Annotated in this window: 9 protein-coding genes; 4 read left to right on the forward strand and 5 right to left on the reverse strand. The window is 47.0% G+C overall.

Going from position 1 to position 16,395, the window contains the following annotated elements; all coding sequences use genetic code 11:
- Positions 1-32: 32 nt before the first annotated feature.
- The 5 genes from ACZ45G_RS01660 to ACZ45G_RS01680 form a co-directional block, all read right to left on the reverse strand.
- The gene (locus ACZ45G_RS01660; RefSeq protein WP_464174881.1) at positions 33-3,173 is read right to left on the reverse strand and encodes an efflux RND transporter permease subunit; all 3,141 of its coding nucleotides are present in this window, start codon (positions 3,171-3,173) and stop codon (positions 33-35) included.
- A gap of 18 nt (positions 3,174-3,191) precedes the next feature.
- Complete coding sequence (locus ACZ45G_RS01665; protein WP_464174882.1) at positions 3,192-4,295, reverse strand: efflux RND transporter periplasmic adaptor subunit; 1,104 nt, start codon at positions 4,293-4,295, stop codon at positions 3,192-3,194.
- Between the two features lie 123 nt (positions 4,296-4,418).
- Positions 4,419-5,813 carry a C4-dicarboxylate transporter DcuC gene (dcuC, locus tag ACZ45G_RS01670; RefSeq protein WP_464174883.1) on the reverse strand — a complete coding sequence of 465 codons (1,395 nt, stop codon included), beginning with the start codon at positions 5,811-5,813 and terminating at the stop codon, positions 4,419-4,421.
- A 41-nt stretch (positions 5,814-5,854) separates the two neighbouring features.
- Complete coding sequence (locus ACZ45G_RS01675; RefSeq protein ID WP_464174884.1) at positions 5,855-7,006, reverse strand: M29 family metallopeptidase; 1,152 nt, start codon at positions 7,004-7,006, stop codon at positions 5,855-5,857.
- A gap of 654 nt (positions 7,007-7,660) precedes the next feature.
- The gene (locus ACZ45G_RS01680; RefSeq protein WP_464174885.1) at positions 7,661-8,320 is read right to left on the reverse strand and encodes an ion channel; all 660 of its coding nucleotides are present in this window, start codon (positions 8,318-8,320) and stop codon (positions 7,661-7,663) included.
- Positions 8,321-8,579: 259 nt separating this feature from the next.
- Between ACZ45G_RS01680 and ACZ45G_RS01685 the strand changes: the two genes are divergently transcribed.
- The 4 genes from ACZ45G_RS01685 (at position 8,580) to ACZ45G_RS01700 (ending at position 16,146) form a co-directional block, all read left to right on the forward strand.
- Positions 8,580-8,690: a histidine kinase dimerization/phospho-acceptor domain-containing protein gene (locus ACZ45G_RS01685; protein WP_464179837.1), complete on the forward strand. Its 111-nt coding sequence runs from the start codon at positions 8,580-8,582 to the stop codon at positions 8,688-8,690.
- Between the two features lie 278 nt (positions 8,691-8,968).
- Positions 8,969-12,661, forward strand: coding sequence for a transporter substrate-binding domain-containing protein (locus tag ACZ45G_RS01690; RefSeq protein WP_464174886.1), 3,693 nt, complete (start codon positions 8,969-8,971; stop codon positions 12,659-12,661).
- Positions 12,658-14,352 (forward strand): PAS domain S-box protein, encoded by a 1,695-nt coding sequence (locus ACZ45G_RS01695; protein WP_464174887.1) that lies wholly within the window; start codon positions 12,658-12,660, stop codon positions 14,350-14,352. Before ACZ45G_RS01690 ends, ACZ45G_RS01695 begins: the two co-directional genes overlap by 4 nt.
- 177 nt (positions 14,353-14,529) lie before the next feature.
- Positions 14,530-16,146 (forward strand): hypothetical protein, encoded by a 1,617-nt coding sequence (locus tag ACZ45G_RS01700; RefSeq protein WP_464174888.1) that lies wholly within the window; start codon positions 14,530-14,532, stop codon positions 16,144-16,146.
- Positions 16,147-16,395 lie beyond the last annotated feature (249 nt).

Raw genomic sequence — 16,395 nt, forward strand, 5'->3', positions numbered from 1 at the left:
ACTCCTGTTGCGATTTTGCTGTTTCATACTATTTAAGCTTTGATCTTAAAAAAGGTTGCATACAAGGTTGGCACAAAAACAAGTGTCAGGACAGACGCAAACCCTAAGCCAAACACAATGGTCGTTGCCATGGAGATAAAAAAGGCATCCATGAACAACGGGATCATACCCAGCATGGTGGTAGCCGCAGCCAGCATCACAGGCCGCATCCTGCTGACCCCGGAATCCACCACTGCAGAAAACTGGTCTTTGCCCTCCCGGATCTCCAGATCAATCTGGTCGATGAGCACGATGGCATTTTTAATCAGCATCCCGGACAGGCTCATCAGCCCCAGCAGGGCCATGAATCCAAAGGGCTGCTTCATGAGCAGCAGGCCCAGGACAACACCGATGAGGGAAAGCGGGACAGTGAGCCAGATAATCAGTGGTTGCTTAAAGGCATTGAAAAGAAAAATCACCACAAGAATCATCATGCCAAAATAGATGGGGATGTTTTCGGCAAGCTTTGCCTGGGAATCGGAAGATTCTTCTGCCTCTCCCCCCCAGGCCATGAAGTATCCCGGCCTGCCCTTGATGGGAATCATGTCGTCATACTTGATGGGAATGGTGGCGGCTGTGTAGTTTTCAGGGGCAACTTCTTTTCCCAGATAGCTTTCTGTATCAGCACCCAGGGCCTGTTCAATTTTGGGTTTGATGCGGGAAAGCAGATCGCTGGGAAAGCCTTCCCGCGCATCGGCATGGAGTTTGATCATTGAACGGCGATGCCAACGGGAAATACGTGCATTTTCCGTCTTTGTGGAAAATCCATTTACCACCTGCTGTAATGGGATATTCTTATTGGCAATGGGGCTGTACACCATGACATCACGCATATTTTCCATGGTCACGCGCTCATTGGCCGGTGCCCGGGCAATGATGGGGATGAGCTCAATTCCTTCCCGATAAAGGCCGGCTGTTGTTCCGGTAAAATTGGACTGCAGGGCTGTGGCGATCATGGGCCGGTCAATGCCCTGGCGCCTGGCTCTGTCCTCGGCAATCAGGGGCTGAATCAACTTGACCCTGGTACCCCATTCACTGCGGAACGCCTTGGCATCTTGATCAGCCGCCATGATGGCCAGGGCCTGTTCCCCCATTTCCCTCAGCACTTTTGGATCAGGACCGTTGATGCGGAGCTGGATCCTGCCCCCTTCACCAGGCCCCAAAACGAATTTTTTTACATTGACGATGGCGTCGGGGAACATTTTCTCCAGATCCTCCTGGACCTTTTGGTAAATATCCTGGATCACTTCGTAGTCTTCAACCTCAACCATAAGACTGCAGTAATGGGTTGAGGCATCCACAGGAACACTGTAGGTCAAAAGGAAACGGGAGTGACCCGACCCCACTGCTGATGCTACTGATTTAACCCCTTGGGTCTTCAGCAGATAGTCTTCCATTTTTGCCACACGTGTTTCTGTTTCCCGGATATGGGTGCCCTCCCGGAACTGACACTCCACCTGGAATATTGGGCTTGTGGAATCAGGGAAAAACTGCTGGTCCACATAGCCAAATCCAACCAAAGATACGGCAAACATGGCCACCACAATTGAAATGGTGATCCAGCGAAACCGGATGGCCAGGGCCAAAAGTTTCCGGTAGATCTGATAAAATTTACCCGTATAGGGATCTGATGCGGGATCACTTCCCTTGGATTTTTTCCCCAGCACAAACATCTTGGTGACCAAGGGGGTGATGGTGACCGCCGTAAGCCAGCTCAAAGAAAGGGAGATGAGAATCACATAGTATAGAGACCGACAGTATTCACCGGTCTCGTTGTCCATGCCGCCGATGGAGGCAAAGGCCAGTACGGCAACGGCAGTCGCCCCCAGCAGGGGGATGGAATTTTGACCCACCACCTCCTTGGCCGCCTGAATCCCGTCTATACCCTGTTCCATTTTTACCTTCATCCCGTCCACCACCACAATGGCATTGTCCACCAGCATGCCCAGGGCAATGATCAGCGCCCCCAGGGAAATCCGCTCCAGGGTGATGGAATAATACCCCATGACCACAAAGGTGGCGGCAATGGTGACCACCAAAACAAACCCGATGATCAGTCCGCTGCGAAGGCCCATGAAAAGAAGGAGGACCACAATAACAATGATTACCGCCTCCACCAGGTTGACCACAAATCCGTCAACGGATTTGGTGACCACGTCAGACTGCATATAGATGGTGCCAAGTTCCATGCCCATGGGTATCTGGGGGGCCAGTTCAGCAAGGCGTTTTTTCACGGCCTCCCCCATGGTAACGGCGTTCCCGCCCATTACCGTGGAGACGGCTATCCCAACGGCAGGATGGCCGTTAAAACGCAGGATCCGGGGCGGGGGATCCACGTAATCGCGCTGTATGGTGGCAACATCCCTGAGATAGACAAGCCTGCCCCCCTTACTGGCAATGAACAGCTCTCCAAAATCTTTTTCAGATTTAAAAATACCTGTGGGAAAAATGGGGACGTACTCACTGCCGATCTGAATTCTGCCGGCATCCGCTGGCAGATTCTTGGCCCCCAGGGCATCAAATATTTCCTTCCGGGTAATGCCCAGAGCCGCCATCTTCTCCCTGGACATTTCAACGTAGATAGCCTCGTTCTGTTCACCGAAGAAAACAACTTTTTTAACATCGGTAACCGTTACCAGTTCACGCTTTAGCAATTCTGCTACCTTCTTGAGCTCTGCATAGGAATAGCCTTCCCCGTAAAGGGCATAATACACCCCAAACACATCCCCGAAATCATCGTTGATGATACTGGGACCGGCCCCGGGGGGCAGTTCCGGTTGCATATCATAAATTTTACGCCGCATCTCGTCCCATACCTGGGCGATCTTGGACTTGTCAAAGTGGGCCTGGAGCTTGACCTTTACGATGGACAACCCACGGGAAGAATAAGATTCCACCCGCTTGAGCTGGCCCATTTCCTGGATAGCCTTCTCAATTCTTTCGGTCACATCCTCCTGGACTTCTTGAGGAGATGCACCCGGATAGGGGGTGACGATAACGGCATCCTTGATCACAAACTCTGGATCTTCCAGACGGGGAAGATTCTGGTAAGCCTGGTACCCCAAAAACAGCATAACAATGGTAAGGGTCCAGGTGATAACACTTTTACGGATGGAAACTTCGGCAATATTCATGGGATGAGATCCTTGTTATTATTCTTTCCAGATGCTTACTTTCATACCGTCCTGGAGCTTGGTGAGCCCGGAAGTGACAATAACTTCGCCCCCGGTCAATCCCTTGAGGATCAGGATATTTTTTGAACCGGTCATTTCACCCACAATAACCTCAGTCTTGTGAACCGTCATCCCTTCCTTTTTCAATACCCAGACAAAGGCTTTTCCCTTTGGGTCCTCCATTACAGAAATAGCAGGAATGACAATCAGAACAGCCATTTTTTCCGTTTCTCCACGCTTACCGGTTACAGTGGCTGTCATACCCGGCAGGATGTTGATGCCTTCGGGCTGATCCATAAGCAAAACCAGCTGGTAGGTCTGGGTCTGGGGATCTGCCTCGGTGGAGTATTCTTTCAGAGTCACTGGAAATGCTTTACCCGGGGCTGCGGCAAAACTGGCAGTAGCTTTGATTTTTCTTTTTTGCTCAAGGGTGGCAATCAGGGTTTCAGGGGCATCCACCAGAATTTCTATTTTTGAGTTGTCCTGAAAAAACACAATGGGCTGTTTGGCCTGGACATCTTCGAGATTTTGCACATGCCGCTTGGCCACGATCCCGTCAAAGGGTGCTTTCAAATAGGTATCTTTCAGCGCATTTTGGGCATCTTCAAGTTGAGCTGCTGCAACGTCCCGGGAGGCTTTATACCGATCAAAATCCGCCTTGGAAACCTGTCTGCGAACATATAGCTCTTTATACCGGTCATATTGACGGTCCGCATTGACAGCTTTTGCCTTGGCCGCATCCAGATTAATCTTAAAATCCCTGGGCAGAATACGGGCGATGAGTTTTCCTTTTTTGATAAACTGCCCCTCTTCCACAGGCATTTCCACGATGGGACCGGGAACCTTAAAGGAAAGATCCACCCGCTTATTGGCCCTTGTTTTTCCGGGAAAAACAAGGGGGATATTGCTGCTGCTGCCCGCCACAGTCATAACCTTCACCGGCCGGACAACCTCTTCGGGAACGGCTTCCTCTTTTTTTTCGCAGCCAGTGACGAGTAAAAATGCCAGCATTAATGCCATAAATACCAGCAATTGTCCTATAATCAGTTTTGATGAGCCCGTGAAGATGTTCTTTTGTTTCATAATAAACCCCTCTGTATATAAATCACTTTTATCAATTAAACCTAATCCTTAGCTTTTTCATTTAAGAAAACAACAACAACGATAGCGATCCTGAAAATGGCCATTAACGTGTCTTTTAGCGGGTTAAAAGTAAAAGATGTAATCCAGTACCACAACCGTCAGGGTGCCGCCGGCAATGGGAACCATGGTCCGCTTGACAAGATCAAATGGCTGGACTTCTGCCAAGCCTGCAACCGCAATGATCACAGCGGTGATGGGAGAGACGGTCCGGGCCAGAGAGGATGTTTCCTGCATGGGCAGCAGCAAGTTAACCGGGGCGATGTTGAATTTATCGGCAATCTTTGGAACCAGCTCACCAAACGACAAAAAGGAGGCATTGCCTGATCCCATGAGGATGGCTGAAATGCCGATGACACCGACAATGACCAGCATCATGGCTACCGGCGTAAACCCTGCTTCGCTGGCAGATTTCAGGATCATATCTATCACTCCGACCTGTTTAAGGCCATCTGCAAAAATACCGGCGGCCACCACCAGTGTGACCACTGATCCGAAAACGTTTCCCATGCCGTCCATGAATGCCTTAAAGCTTTGAAAGGCATCTTTAACACTTTTTTTATTGATCATGTCCACCAGAATGCAGATAAAGACACTGACCAGAATGGCCGTGACCAGATGGATGGTATATCCCACGTTGGTCATTTTGCTGAACACGATGACCAGAACCAGGGGGATCATATTCAACAGGGCGTAATACCCGGGCGCTTTTTTCATATCAGGGTCTTCTGCCTGGGGTTTATCTGTTTGAACCTGTTCAGCACCGGGCAGTGTACCGGCACGGCGGTCCATGAAATTTTGCCAGAAAAAATGCAGGCAGGCCATGACCAGCATGGCCGGTATGGCCACAGGCAGCTGGTATCCGAACACATACTGGGTCACTTCCAGTCCGGACTGGCCCGCGGCATAGATGACATTGGACTGAGTCGGCCCCAGTTCCAGTGCCGCGGTCGTGGCGATCGGGGCCGCAGCAGAGAGCCGGCTTAAGCCCATGCCCCTGAAGACCGGGTACATGGTCGCCATAAGGAGCAGCCCCAGGCCCGTGGCGCTGGTGATAAACATATTTAAAAATACGCCGATGATATACCCCAGCGCAATGACGATATAGGGAGATTTTATCTTGGACATGGGAGCTGTAGACAGACGGACCAGCGCATGGGAGGCACCCATGTCGGACATATAGGCGGCAAACCCGCCCACGGCCATAATATTCATTCCCAGCCCTGCTGCATTAAAACTGAACATGCCCCGAAATTTATCAAAAAGATCAAAAAACCAGAGTCCCGTTGGCGTCACTCCCCCTGGGGCAGCTTCAGGGATGATGGGGCTGTTTCCTGTAAGCCAGCCGGCAATTAACAGGGCAAAGCCGGCCACGATCAGAACGGTCTGGATGTACCAGCCTTTGATAATTCCGTAGATAACAAAGACAATCACCGGCAGGGTCAACAGGATTTCTAACATTGCAATTTACTCCTTTGGGTATTCAACATGCAGATACGTGTTTAAAAAATGGTGTAATCCCCGTCTTTTATGAGGGTCTTTGTGCCGCCTTCCCCATGGGTCTTGACAAAATCCACATGGATCCTGGGGGCGGTTTCCGGAATGTAGATTCGGTCAATATGTACCACGGCTTCGGGACTTGAAAAATCCCTTGCCCCTACGGCGCCGCCAAAATGGTCTGACCGGCCAAAGGCAATGTGAAGGCCCAGCTTTTCATCCAGGAGGGTCACCCCGGTGGGACGGAGGCCAAAGTCCTTGAGTACCCCGAATCCCAGTTCAGCCATATTGGCATAGGCGGGCTCACTTAGAATCCGCTGTGCCTCTTCAATGGAGCGGGGGCCGTGACTGAAAATTTCAACGGCCTTGTTTCTTTCAATACGGTAGACCACCACCTCGTCCCCCAGCTGAACCGGCAGGGTGCCCATGGACTGGGAAACGGTATCCAGCTCGCCCTCATAGGGGACAATATAAGATTCTCCAGAGGGCAGGTTGCCTGCCATCCCCATTTTGGGGAACCGCCCGCCGGAGGCATGTCCTTCCCTGTGGCGCAGATCAAAATGAACCGTATATTTATCGGTTTTATCAACTGTGAACTGGATATCCAGGGCCTGGGCCAGGGTGATCTCTTCGGTGATGAGATCGACCCTGCGGTTGACCTCCTTGTAATCAATGCGCAGGGCCGGAAGCATGTCCGGCGAGAATCCCGGCATGGTGGCAGCCCTGAAATTCAGCTGCCGGGCAAGCAGTTTCAAGGGGGCCGTAGTAGAGAGCTGGGTGGGTGCCATGAGGATATGGACCCCGGTCAGGACCTCATCCATATCGACCCGGCCTTCCATGGCTGCAAGTGTTTCAAAGGTCAGATCCGCCAGTCCCTTGTCCACAAAAACCCCCCACTGGGGGAGGTCGGCATTATTTGAGTGCACATTGGGATAGGCCATGAGACGAACACTCTTAAGACCCATTTGGGTTTTTATCCCGTCCAGCTCCCGGCACCAATCTTCTGCCAATCTCCGACGGATGCGCCAGGGCTCAGTATCCGGCAGGGTGTCATCGGGTATATCCACGATGAACAAAAGATGATGATCCTCCTTACTCAGAGAGAAGACAGACTTGATCAAGGCTTTGAGTTCCTGGGCATCCAGTGTATCTTTCATTATCTTTTCTCCTCGGCAATAACCTCTTTGGCGACAACGGCACCCCCGGTCATAGCCAGCAAGGAAGTATTTGTGAAATCATAAGTTGTATTAAAAATGTCCATGGATGGTTTTACATTATTATGGATATCGGTAAATCTGTTTTTTCCATGATGACTGCCATCTCCGGTTCTGATCTTATTTCAGTTGTTTGAGGTTTCGGTTGGGCCTCAGATGGTTGTGTATCGGTTGATTCTGTAGGCCCATCCTTCAGACTTAATTACAAAAGAATATTAGTACTTCTAAATTAATTTGACAAATAAAATAGGTTGTATTAGGTCCTTATATATAAGATTATATAAAAATAGCATTCCTTTTTATTCCGAGTCAGCAGTCTTTTGTTTTGTCTTTTTTAAACAACAGCCACAGCATCAGGCCGATAAAGATAAAAACACCAATGTTGAGCAGCACAAGCTCTACCATTGAAATTTCAAAATCGCCAGCAGAACTATTATCACATTATCGGTTTCGCCATGGCCCAGCCAGCAATACATAATAGATGTGCAAAGCAAAGGAGAGAGAAGAATGGAAATCGTATTTTACAAAATTTATATCCTTTATTATTCTATTGTTTGCAGGCGGTTTGATTTCTAATGTCTGGGAGCGGGAATTTCCCTATTTTTTTTGCCGATGGTTTCCTGCCGCATACACCCCCACCAGTCTTGCGATCAGCACCGTCAGATAAATCTGTCCGATAAAGGCTTCGGAGATGGCCATGGTTTTGGCCTGGTCAGAGATTGGCACTACCTCTCCATACCCCAGGGTGGTGAGGGTCACAAAACTAAAATATTTCATCACAGAGGGGTCTGTCATGATCTGGTCACTGGAGATGGAAAAGGATCCCGGTGAGAGTAATTCCAGCACCAAAAATGATTTTGAAAAAAACAAGGCCACAAACAGATAGGCCACAATAGATGCAGAGAGGATATCACCTGTAATAACAGGCGCTTGAAAAACAAACAACATAATAATAAAGACCATAAAAAGATTGAACACTGCCTGGAGCGCCGTTCTGGCCAAAAATATTTCAGTGGAACTGTCCGACAAATGGAGCCAGAGAAGGACAAGGCAGGGCAGTGCCAGAAGGATAACAGCAATACGGCTCTTTTTTCCCCGGTACAGGGTAAGGATGGAAGACAGCATGACAGCAGAAAAGGTGATGTTCAAAAAGAGTTCTTGCTTTATGACTGATGTAAAAAAAGGGGTTGCAATGACGTAGACCAGAAGTAGCCCCAGCAAAATGGTGAATTTTTTTTTAAAAATTTTATTGATCACGTTTTAGTTCCTGCTTTAAAGTTGTTATATGGATGGAATATTACGTGTATACCATAATTCAATATTCCAAGCAGAATGGTTAAGTCAAGGGCTTATTTCATCTGCGGTCCTTATTGGCATCAGTCCATGAAAATATCAAATTTTTTTTGTTCTTCTTACAGTTTCAGGGACACATCAGGACATCACCGAGAGAAAACAGACAGAAGATGCTCTAATTGAGTCCCGGGATTTAGCCCAACGAGCCAATCTTGCCAAGAGTATATTTTTATCCTCAATGAGCCATGAACTTCGCACGCCCTTAAATTCTATCCAGGTCTTTCGACCCATTGATGAGGGTCCAGGCCGACCGCAACTGCTTAACAGATATTGATCAACCTGTTCTCAAATGCTATTAAATACAATTCCAGAGAAGGAACCGTCCGTATTGCTGCAGTCATACATGAAAAGGTTGATAGGGAAGGGTGACGTCGGACTGGAAAGTACAAGAGCACACCCGTTTGAAAGTTCATAATCAAAGTAAAAGTACTGGTTATAGCGAACAAGGATAAGATGCCGACAGAGAGATTATATTCGAAACCGTACCTATACAGCATGCTGAAATCCGTTTTTATGGCGTTTTGCCTGTTTGTGATTTGTATGGGAACAGCAATGGGAAATGAACCGCAAATACTGAATACAGCAACTGCTTTTTCACACGATAATCCAGTAAGGATTGTTTATCCGGTTGTTATGCCGCCTTATACTTTTGAAGACCGCACGGGGGCGGCTCAGGGCCTTGCCGTTGATCTCCTGTGTTTATGGTCAAAAAAGACCGGTATTCCTGTCCAATTTTCCAGCGCCATCTGGAATGATGGTTTACAGATGATGCGTGATGGGAAGGCAGATATCTACGCCTCGCTTTACTATACCGAGAAACGGGATGCGTATCTGGATTATGCGGCAGTTGTCGCATCTTCGAAAGGGGGTGCTTTTTTCCATAAAAGCATCTCCAACCTAAAAAGCCCTGGAGGTCTCAAAGGGTTCAGGGTCGGTGTCGTCAGCGGCGGTTATTATGAGCAATATATTCAGGAACATCTGCCTGAGGTGCCGCTTGTCTCCTATCCCGAGTTTCCGGAAATGTTTGCCGCTGCACAGAAAGGTGATATCCGGGTTTTTGTCGGAGATGTCGGGGCCATACAGTATCGATTGCAAGAGCGGGGAGTGGTAGATGAGTTTCGTCATAATCCGTCTCTGGATCTGCATAACAATAACTTCTGGCTCGCTGTACGTGAAGGAGATAACGAACTTGCAAAAGCAAAAGATACCAAAGGAATTGATTTAACGGATTCGGAAATCGCCTGGCTGGCCAAACATTCGAAAATCGAACTGGGGTATTCCACTGATTTTCCACCGTTACTTATGATTGAAGAGGATGGCAGTCAAAGGGGTTATCTGCCGGATTTATACAAACTTCTCAACCGGCATCTGGGTACCGATATCTGTATTTACACAGGACCGTTTCATGAAATTATTGACAAGGCGAAAAATAAAGAGATCGACGGGCTGGCCATGATACGTGTCCTGGATGTATGGCGCAGCCATTTTGATTTTACCACCCCGATTACGGGAGTCTATGAGTATATCTTCAGCCGAACAGATACAAAAATGTCTATTCATAACCTGGAAGATCTGCACGGCAGACGGGTAGCATATATTGATCAGAAAGCCGGGGTAGTAAAGCTCTTATCTGCACATTCCGCTATTAATGCCCTGCCTTTTTCCTCTCTGGAAGAAGCCATGCGTGCTTTACTGAATGGTCAGGTTGACGCGGTGATCGGCAGTTCTTCGATGGAATACTGGCGTCAGCAGAATCTGCAATTTGGCATCACGCTCGCAGCTCAGATCACGGAAAGCCATGTAGATGTGGCGATAGCGATACGCAGGGACTGGCCGGAATTGACAGCCATTATCAACAAAGGATTGGCTGACATCAGCGACGAGGAAATGCAGACACTCAACAGGCGCTGGTTTGGCACTGTGGCAACCTTAGATCAAAATCATGCAGTCATTGAACTGAGCCCTGATGAGAAAGAATGGCTGGCAAAAAAATATACGGTTCGGGCCAGGATAAGCAATTGGCCGCCGTACATGGTTACAGATCCATCACCATCAGGTATATCCGTGTCTTATCTCAACACTGTTGCCGGGCGTTTCGGTTTCAAGGTCGAGTATGTGCCCGATAAGCTTGGGTGGTCAGCGTCAGTTGATGATCTCACCGGAGAGCGAGCCCATTACGATCTTATACTGACCTTGACCCGCACCCCGGAACGTGAAGCCCGGATCGCCTTTTCAAACGATTATCTTTCTGCTCCCTGGGTTATCTATACCCGTAGGGACAGCCCGTTTATCAACAGCATAGAAAGCCTGAGCGGAAAAACGGTTGCAACGGAAAAAAATTTTGTGATAACCGGCAGGTTGAAGGCGAAATATCCTGAAGTTGATATACTTGAAACAGCATTGACTCTGGATGCATTGCGTGCTGTGGCCACAGGCCTGGCAGATGCCTATGTCGGCAATCTGAGAAATGCAAGTTTCCTGATAAGGGAATATCACCTGGACAACCTAGTCGTGGCTGCTCCCACCCCCTTTGGCGAACATACAAATGCCATGGCAATCCGCAGAGACTGGCCTGAGCTGGCATCCTTGATTAACAAGGGACTTGCTGACATGACAGCCGAGGAACGCAGTGTCATTAACTCAAAATGGAGTGACGTTGAGTACAGGCCGCATATTGATTACAGGCTGATCGGGTGGATACTGGCCGGGTCTGTGTTAATTTTTATTTTCTTTTTTTTAAGGAACCGGCTGCTGGCAAAGGAGGTGGCGGTGCGCAAGCACACAGAAAAAGCCCTGAATCTTGCCAGGGAAACCGCTGAGTCCGCCAATCATGCCAAAAGCACGTTCCTTGCCAATATGAGCCACGAACTGCGCACCCCACTCAACGCCATCCTCGGTTTTTCCCGGATCACATCCCGCAGCCCGCATATTTCACCTGAAGATAAAGAGAATCTCGACACCATCCGCCGAAGCGGGGAGCATCTGCTGAGCCTTATCAACAATGTGCTGGACATGTCCAAGATCGAGGCCAGACGCACCGCCCTTATTGAGAATGACTTTGACCTTCACCAAATGCTGGATGAGCTGGAGGTCATGCTGAGCATACAAGCGGATGAGAAAGGTCTGCAACTGTTTTTTGAACGCGCTGCCAATGTTCCTCGGCATATACGGACAGATGAACTCAAGCTGCGCCAGGTGCTCATCAATCTGCTGAACAATGCGGTCAAATTTACTGAAAAAGGGCAAGTGCAGTTGCTGGCAAAAGGTAAACAGCCGACCGGAAAAACGGAATCTGAAATAAGACTGACTTTTGAAGTCAGGGATACGGGGCTCGGAATTGCTCCGGACGAGTTGGACAGCCTGTTTGAAGCTTTTTCGCAGACACAAACCGGCAGAGCGTCCCAAGAAGGCACGGGGCTGGGGCTTCCCATCAGCATGAATTTCGTGCAGCTCATGCGTGGAGATATCACTGTCAGCAGCGAAATCGGCCGCGGAACCCTGGTCAGATTCGATATCCGGGCACAACCGGTTGAATTATCCGACATAAAGCCGTCCCGATCGGTCCGCCGGGTGGTCGCATTGAAACCCGGCCAGCCCCGGTACCGGATACTGATCGCTGATGACAGGGCTGATAACCGTCAGCTACTCGTGAAACTGCTGAAAACGATTGAATGCGAACTCAAGGAGGCAGAAAACGGTCAGGATGCGGTTGAAATATGGGAGGAATGGGAACCCCACCTGATCTGGATGGACATGCGGATGCCGATAATGGATGGATACGAGGCGACCAGGATAATAAAAGAAAGTGCAAAAGGTCAAACCACGACAGTTATTGCCGTAACCGCCAGCTCATATGAGGAGAAGCGGGGCATGGTTCTGTCCGCTGGATGCGATGATTTTGTAAGAAAACCATTTAAGGAATCGGAGATATTCGACCTAATGCACCAACATCTGGGTATACGGTATGTGTATGAGGAAGATGCGGATGCCCATGACCCGGTATCCTCTGAGAAGGCCAGGCCGAAGGCGGTCACTCCGGAAGCCCTCGGCGCATTACCGCATGAACTGCTCGCCGCGCTGGAACAGGCATCAATACATGGCGACACGGACAGGGTTAAAAGTCTGATAGAGGATATACGATCCATAGATGCGGCGTTGGCTGATGCACTGGCCGTAATGGTCGCTAATTTTGATCATGACAATATTTTGAGATTAATAGAAAAAAGCAGGGGTGTTGAAAAATGAACACACAATACATGGATCAATCGGAAGCAAAAATTCTGATCGTTGATGACAAGCCGGAAAATCTGCGTCTTCTCACCGCGATATTGAAGGAAGCGGGATATATCGTACGGCAGTTGCGCAGCGGGAAAAGGGTGATGGCATCCGCACTCGATGCCCCTCCTGATCTGATTTTGCTGGATATCATGATGCCGGAAACAGACGGCTATGAAGTTTGCCGGGGTCTGAAAGCGGAAGAACGGACACGCGACATACCGGTTATATTCATCAGCGCCCTGGAGGATGTGGCGAACAAGATCAAGGGTTTTTCCGTTGGCGGGGCCGATTATATCACCAAACCGTTCAGGGAAGAAGAAGTGCTGGTTCGCGTTAAAACCCATTTGGGTTTGCGCTTGATGCAAAACCGGCTCGAAGAGCAAAATGCCCGGCTCCGGCACGAAAGCATCATGCGTGAACAGGCCTTGGAAGCTTTGAAAAAACAGAAAGAATTTAATGAAAAGATAGTACAAACAAGCAATGCACTAATCGTAGGTCTCGATAAGAATCACAAGATTAAAATTTTCAACAAAGGAGCCGAGAAGATAACCGGGTTCAAATCCAAAGAGGTTATTGACAAGGATTGGTTTGAAATATTCTTTGAGCCCGATATCTACGATGAGATGAGTAAGGTCTGGGAGAGCGCATGGGGAGCTAACTTCAACTCTTATGTGAATCCGATCTTATCAAAAAATGATGATAAAAAAATCATTTCATGGCAGGCAACGGGTATGTATGATGATGCGGATGAAAATAGACATATGCTGATCTCAATAGGGGAGGATATAACTGAACGTACCCGGGCTGAAAAATCACTCAAGGAGAGCAGAGAAAAGTATCGTAGTGTCGTGGAGAATGCGAATGATATTATTACGGTGAATCAAGGTGACGTGTTTAAATTTATCAATCCGAAAGTTCTTGAAATTTCAGGATATTCCGAGGCAGATTTGATGTCCAGATCTTTCATTGAAATTGTTCATCCTGATGATCGGCAGATGGTCAAGCAACGATACCTGGAAAGGCTTAATACACAAAAATGTACTGGCGCATATGAGTTACGTATTCTCACTAAAGATGGTTCTATCAAATGGTTCGAAAGCAGAGCAGACATCATTGATTGGGAGGGCAAAACTGCCACGTTAAATGTGTTAACTGATATCACCGATCGCAAATTGGCAGAAAATACTTTAGCGGAAAATATTGAGAATCTCGAGCAAAAAATTAAGGAAAGAACCGGAGAACTACAAGAAATGAATGTTGCCTTGAAAGTGCTCCTTAAAAAAAGAGATGACGATAAAAAAGAGATGGAAGAGAAAATATTTACCAATTATAAATCATTGATTTCACCTTTTCTTCAAAAACTGAAGCGTAGTCTAACACAAAGAAATCAACAAAACCTCATGGATATTGTAGAATCGAATCTAAAAGAGTTTCTGCTGCCATTTTCACAAAAATTATCAGATCCAATGGTCAACCTCACACCAACTGAAATTCAAATAGCCAGTATGGTGAAACAAGGATTATCAAACAAAGAAATGGCTCAAACATTAAATAGTTCAATCCGGACTATAACCAACCATAGGCAGCATATCCGCATGAAGTTAGGTCTCAAAAATAAAAAAATTAACCTTCAATCTTTTCTTTCCACATTACAATAGTACTCATTTTATATAGGTCTTAACTGGCTACTTTTAGCGCATTCAAACTTATTGTCTTAACCCCTTCTATAAAAGTATAATTAATATTATGAGTTCTCTGAAAATGGATGGGGATGTCTTCTGAATTATCATGTTCACCCACATATACGTATCATTGATAGTAGAAAGGTGACAATAATGCGACTGAATAATAATAAAAATAATATATATCCAAAGAATCCAAAAAAAAATTTCGATATCCAGGGATATGATAAAGTTACGGAGCAACTGGTAAAGATTATGACCAGCACTGAATTTCATGCCACAGCCAGTCAGCGCAAGTTATTTAATTTTATTATTTCACAAACAGTCAGCGGTAAATCCCATGAACTTAAAGGGTACACAATAGCACGGAAAGTTTTCAATCGGAGGGATGACTTTGATCCCAATTCAAATCCGATTGTAAGTATTCAGGCGGGGAAACTGCGTCAGGCCCTGGAAAGATATTATTTGATGGCAGGTCAAAAGGATCCCTTGCGCATAGAGATTCCAAAGGGAAGTTACCTTCCTGTATTTATTAATCAAATAGTCCCCGTGACAGGTCTGGAAAAGATTGATAAAGATTCAGATAAAATTTTTATGGAAAAATCGCCTGCGGTAGAAATACTTTCCTTTAACAACCTGACAGGAGATTTGGAAAATGAAATTATAGGAATGGGATTTGCTTCTGACCTGGCCATTGAACTATCCCGCTATCAGGAAATAAAAGTATTACATGCGACAAAGGAAGCAAGGCAATCGGTTCAAAAAGAAATCCCCAGATTTACGCTTTATGGGAATGTGTATAAAAATATTACAGACGTCAAAATTTCCTGTCAGTTGACAGACGCAAAAACAGGCAGGCATATTTGGGGAGATAACTACCGGATGAGTATCGGTGCAAAAACCATGCTGGAATTCCAGGAGGACACGGCACAAAATATTGCCGTCAACCTCTTTGATCGCCACGGGATCATACCCACGCGCCTGTTCAATGAATCAAAAAACAAACCATTGGACAGCCTTACCGCCTATGAGGCCATCCTGATGTTTTATGAATATGATAAAACCTTGACCCCGGAGGCATTTTTGAATGCAATGGAATCCTTGAACCATGCAATAATTAATCATCCGGATTGCGGGCAGGTCTGGTTTCTATTGGGCCAGCTTTATGCAAATATTTATGGTCTGGGTTTTTCCGGTTTTGATACTCCCCTTGAAAAAGCACTTAAATATGCAGAAAAAGGGATTCAAATCTCCCCTGCTGATCAGAGGGCATGGGTAATACTGGCTTTTATCTATCTGTTGTCCGATCATGTGTCTCTGGCAAAAGAGGCCGTCAGCAGGGCGTTGAAACTGAGTTCAGGGTCGCCTTTAAACGCAGATTTTTTTGGCTATGTCATGACCCTTTCAGGGGACTGGGAAAAGGGAACGGCTCTGATAAAAAAGTCTATGAAAAGGAATCCATACTATTCCCCTTTGGTCCACTATCCCCTTTGGGTAAATTGTCTTCGCCAAAAGGATTATGAAGGCGCCTATGCAGAAACAATGAAACTCCAAATGCCTTATTTATTCTGGTATCCCCTGGTCAAGGCATCAACGCTGGGTCTTTTGGGGCAATCTGAAAAAGCAGAAGCGTATGTGAACAGGTTGCTTGAACTCAAGCCGGATTTTCCAAGTAAAGGTCGGATATTAATAGGGCGCTATATCAAATTCAAGGAAATTGTCGATCGTGTTGTCAAAGGGCTGAGTAAAGCAGGCCTGAATATTGATTAGCAGCTTTTCATCGATCCAAAAGCATCTTTTTTTTCCTGAAATTTATTATCAAGTCCCAACAGGATATCCATAATATTGGGGGAGGATCAAAATTGATTGTTGCCCAATTATATTTTTACTGATAATGATTTTTAGGCACATAGATCTGACCTTCAAATAAAAGAAATAAAACTATGGACCATCTTCAGAAAAGAGCACTGGGGAAATTTTGCCGGTATTTTCACGCCAAGAGTTCTTGCCATTCTCTGG

The sequence above is a fragment of the Desulfoconvexum algidum genome (genome assembly GCF_055382125.1).

Excerpts from the sequence above, each read along its gene's own strand:
- ACZ45G_RS01700 (WP_464174888.1), top strand. The coding sequence starts at position 14,530 with ATGCGACTGAATAATAATAAAAATAATATATATCCAAAGAATCCAAAA.
- ACZ45G_RS01675 (WP_464174884.1), bottom strand. The coding sequence starts at position 7,006 with ATGAAAGATACACTGGATGCCCAGGAACTCAAAGCCTTGATCAAGTCT.
- ACZ45G_RS01660 (WP_464174881.1), bottom strand. The coding sequence starts at position 3,173 with ATGAATATTGCCGAAGTTTCCATCCGTAAAAGTGTTATCACCTGGACC.
- dcuC (WP_464174883.1), bottom strand. The coding sequence starts at position 5,813 with ATGTTAGAAATCCTGTTGACCCTGCCGGTGATTGTCTTTGTTATCTAC.
- ACZ45G_RS01690 (WP_464174886.1), top strand. The coding sequence starts at position 8,969 with ATGGGAAATGAACCGCAAATACTGAATACAGCAACTGCTTTTTCACAC.
- ACZ45G_RS01695 (WP_464174887.1), top strand. The coding sequence starts at position 12,658 with ATGAACACACAATACATGGATCAATCGGAAGCAAAAATTCTGATCGTT.
- ACZ45G_RS01665 (WP_464174882.1), bottom strand. The coding sequence starts at position 4,295 with ATGAAACAAAAGAACATCTTCACGGGCTCATCAAAACTGATTATAGGA.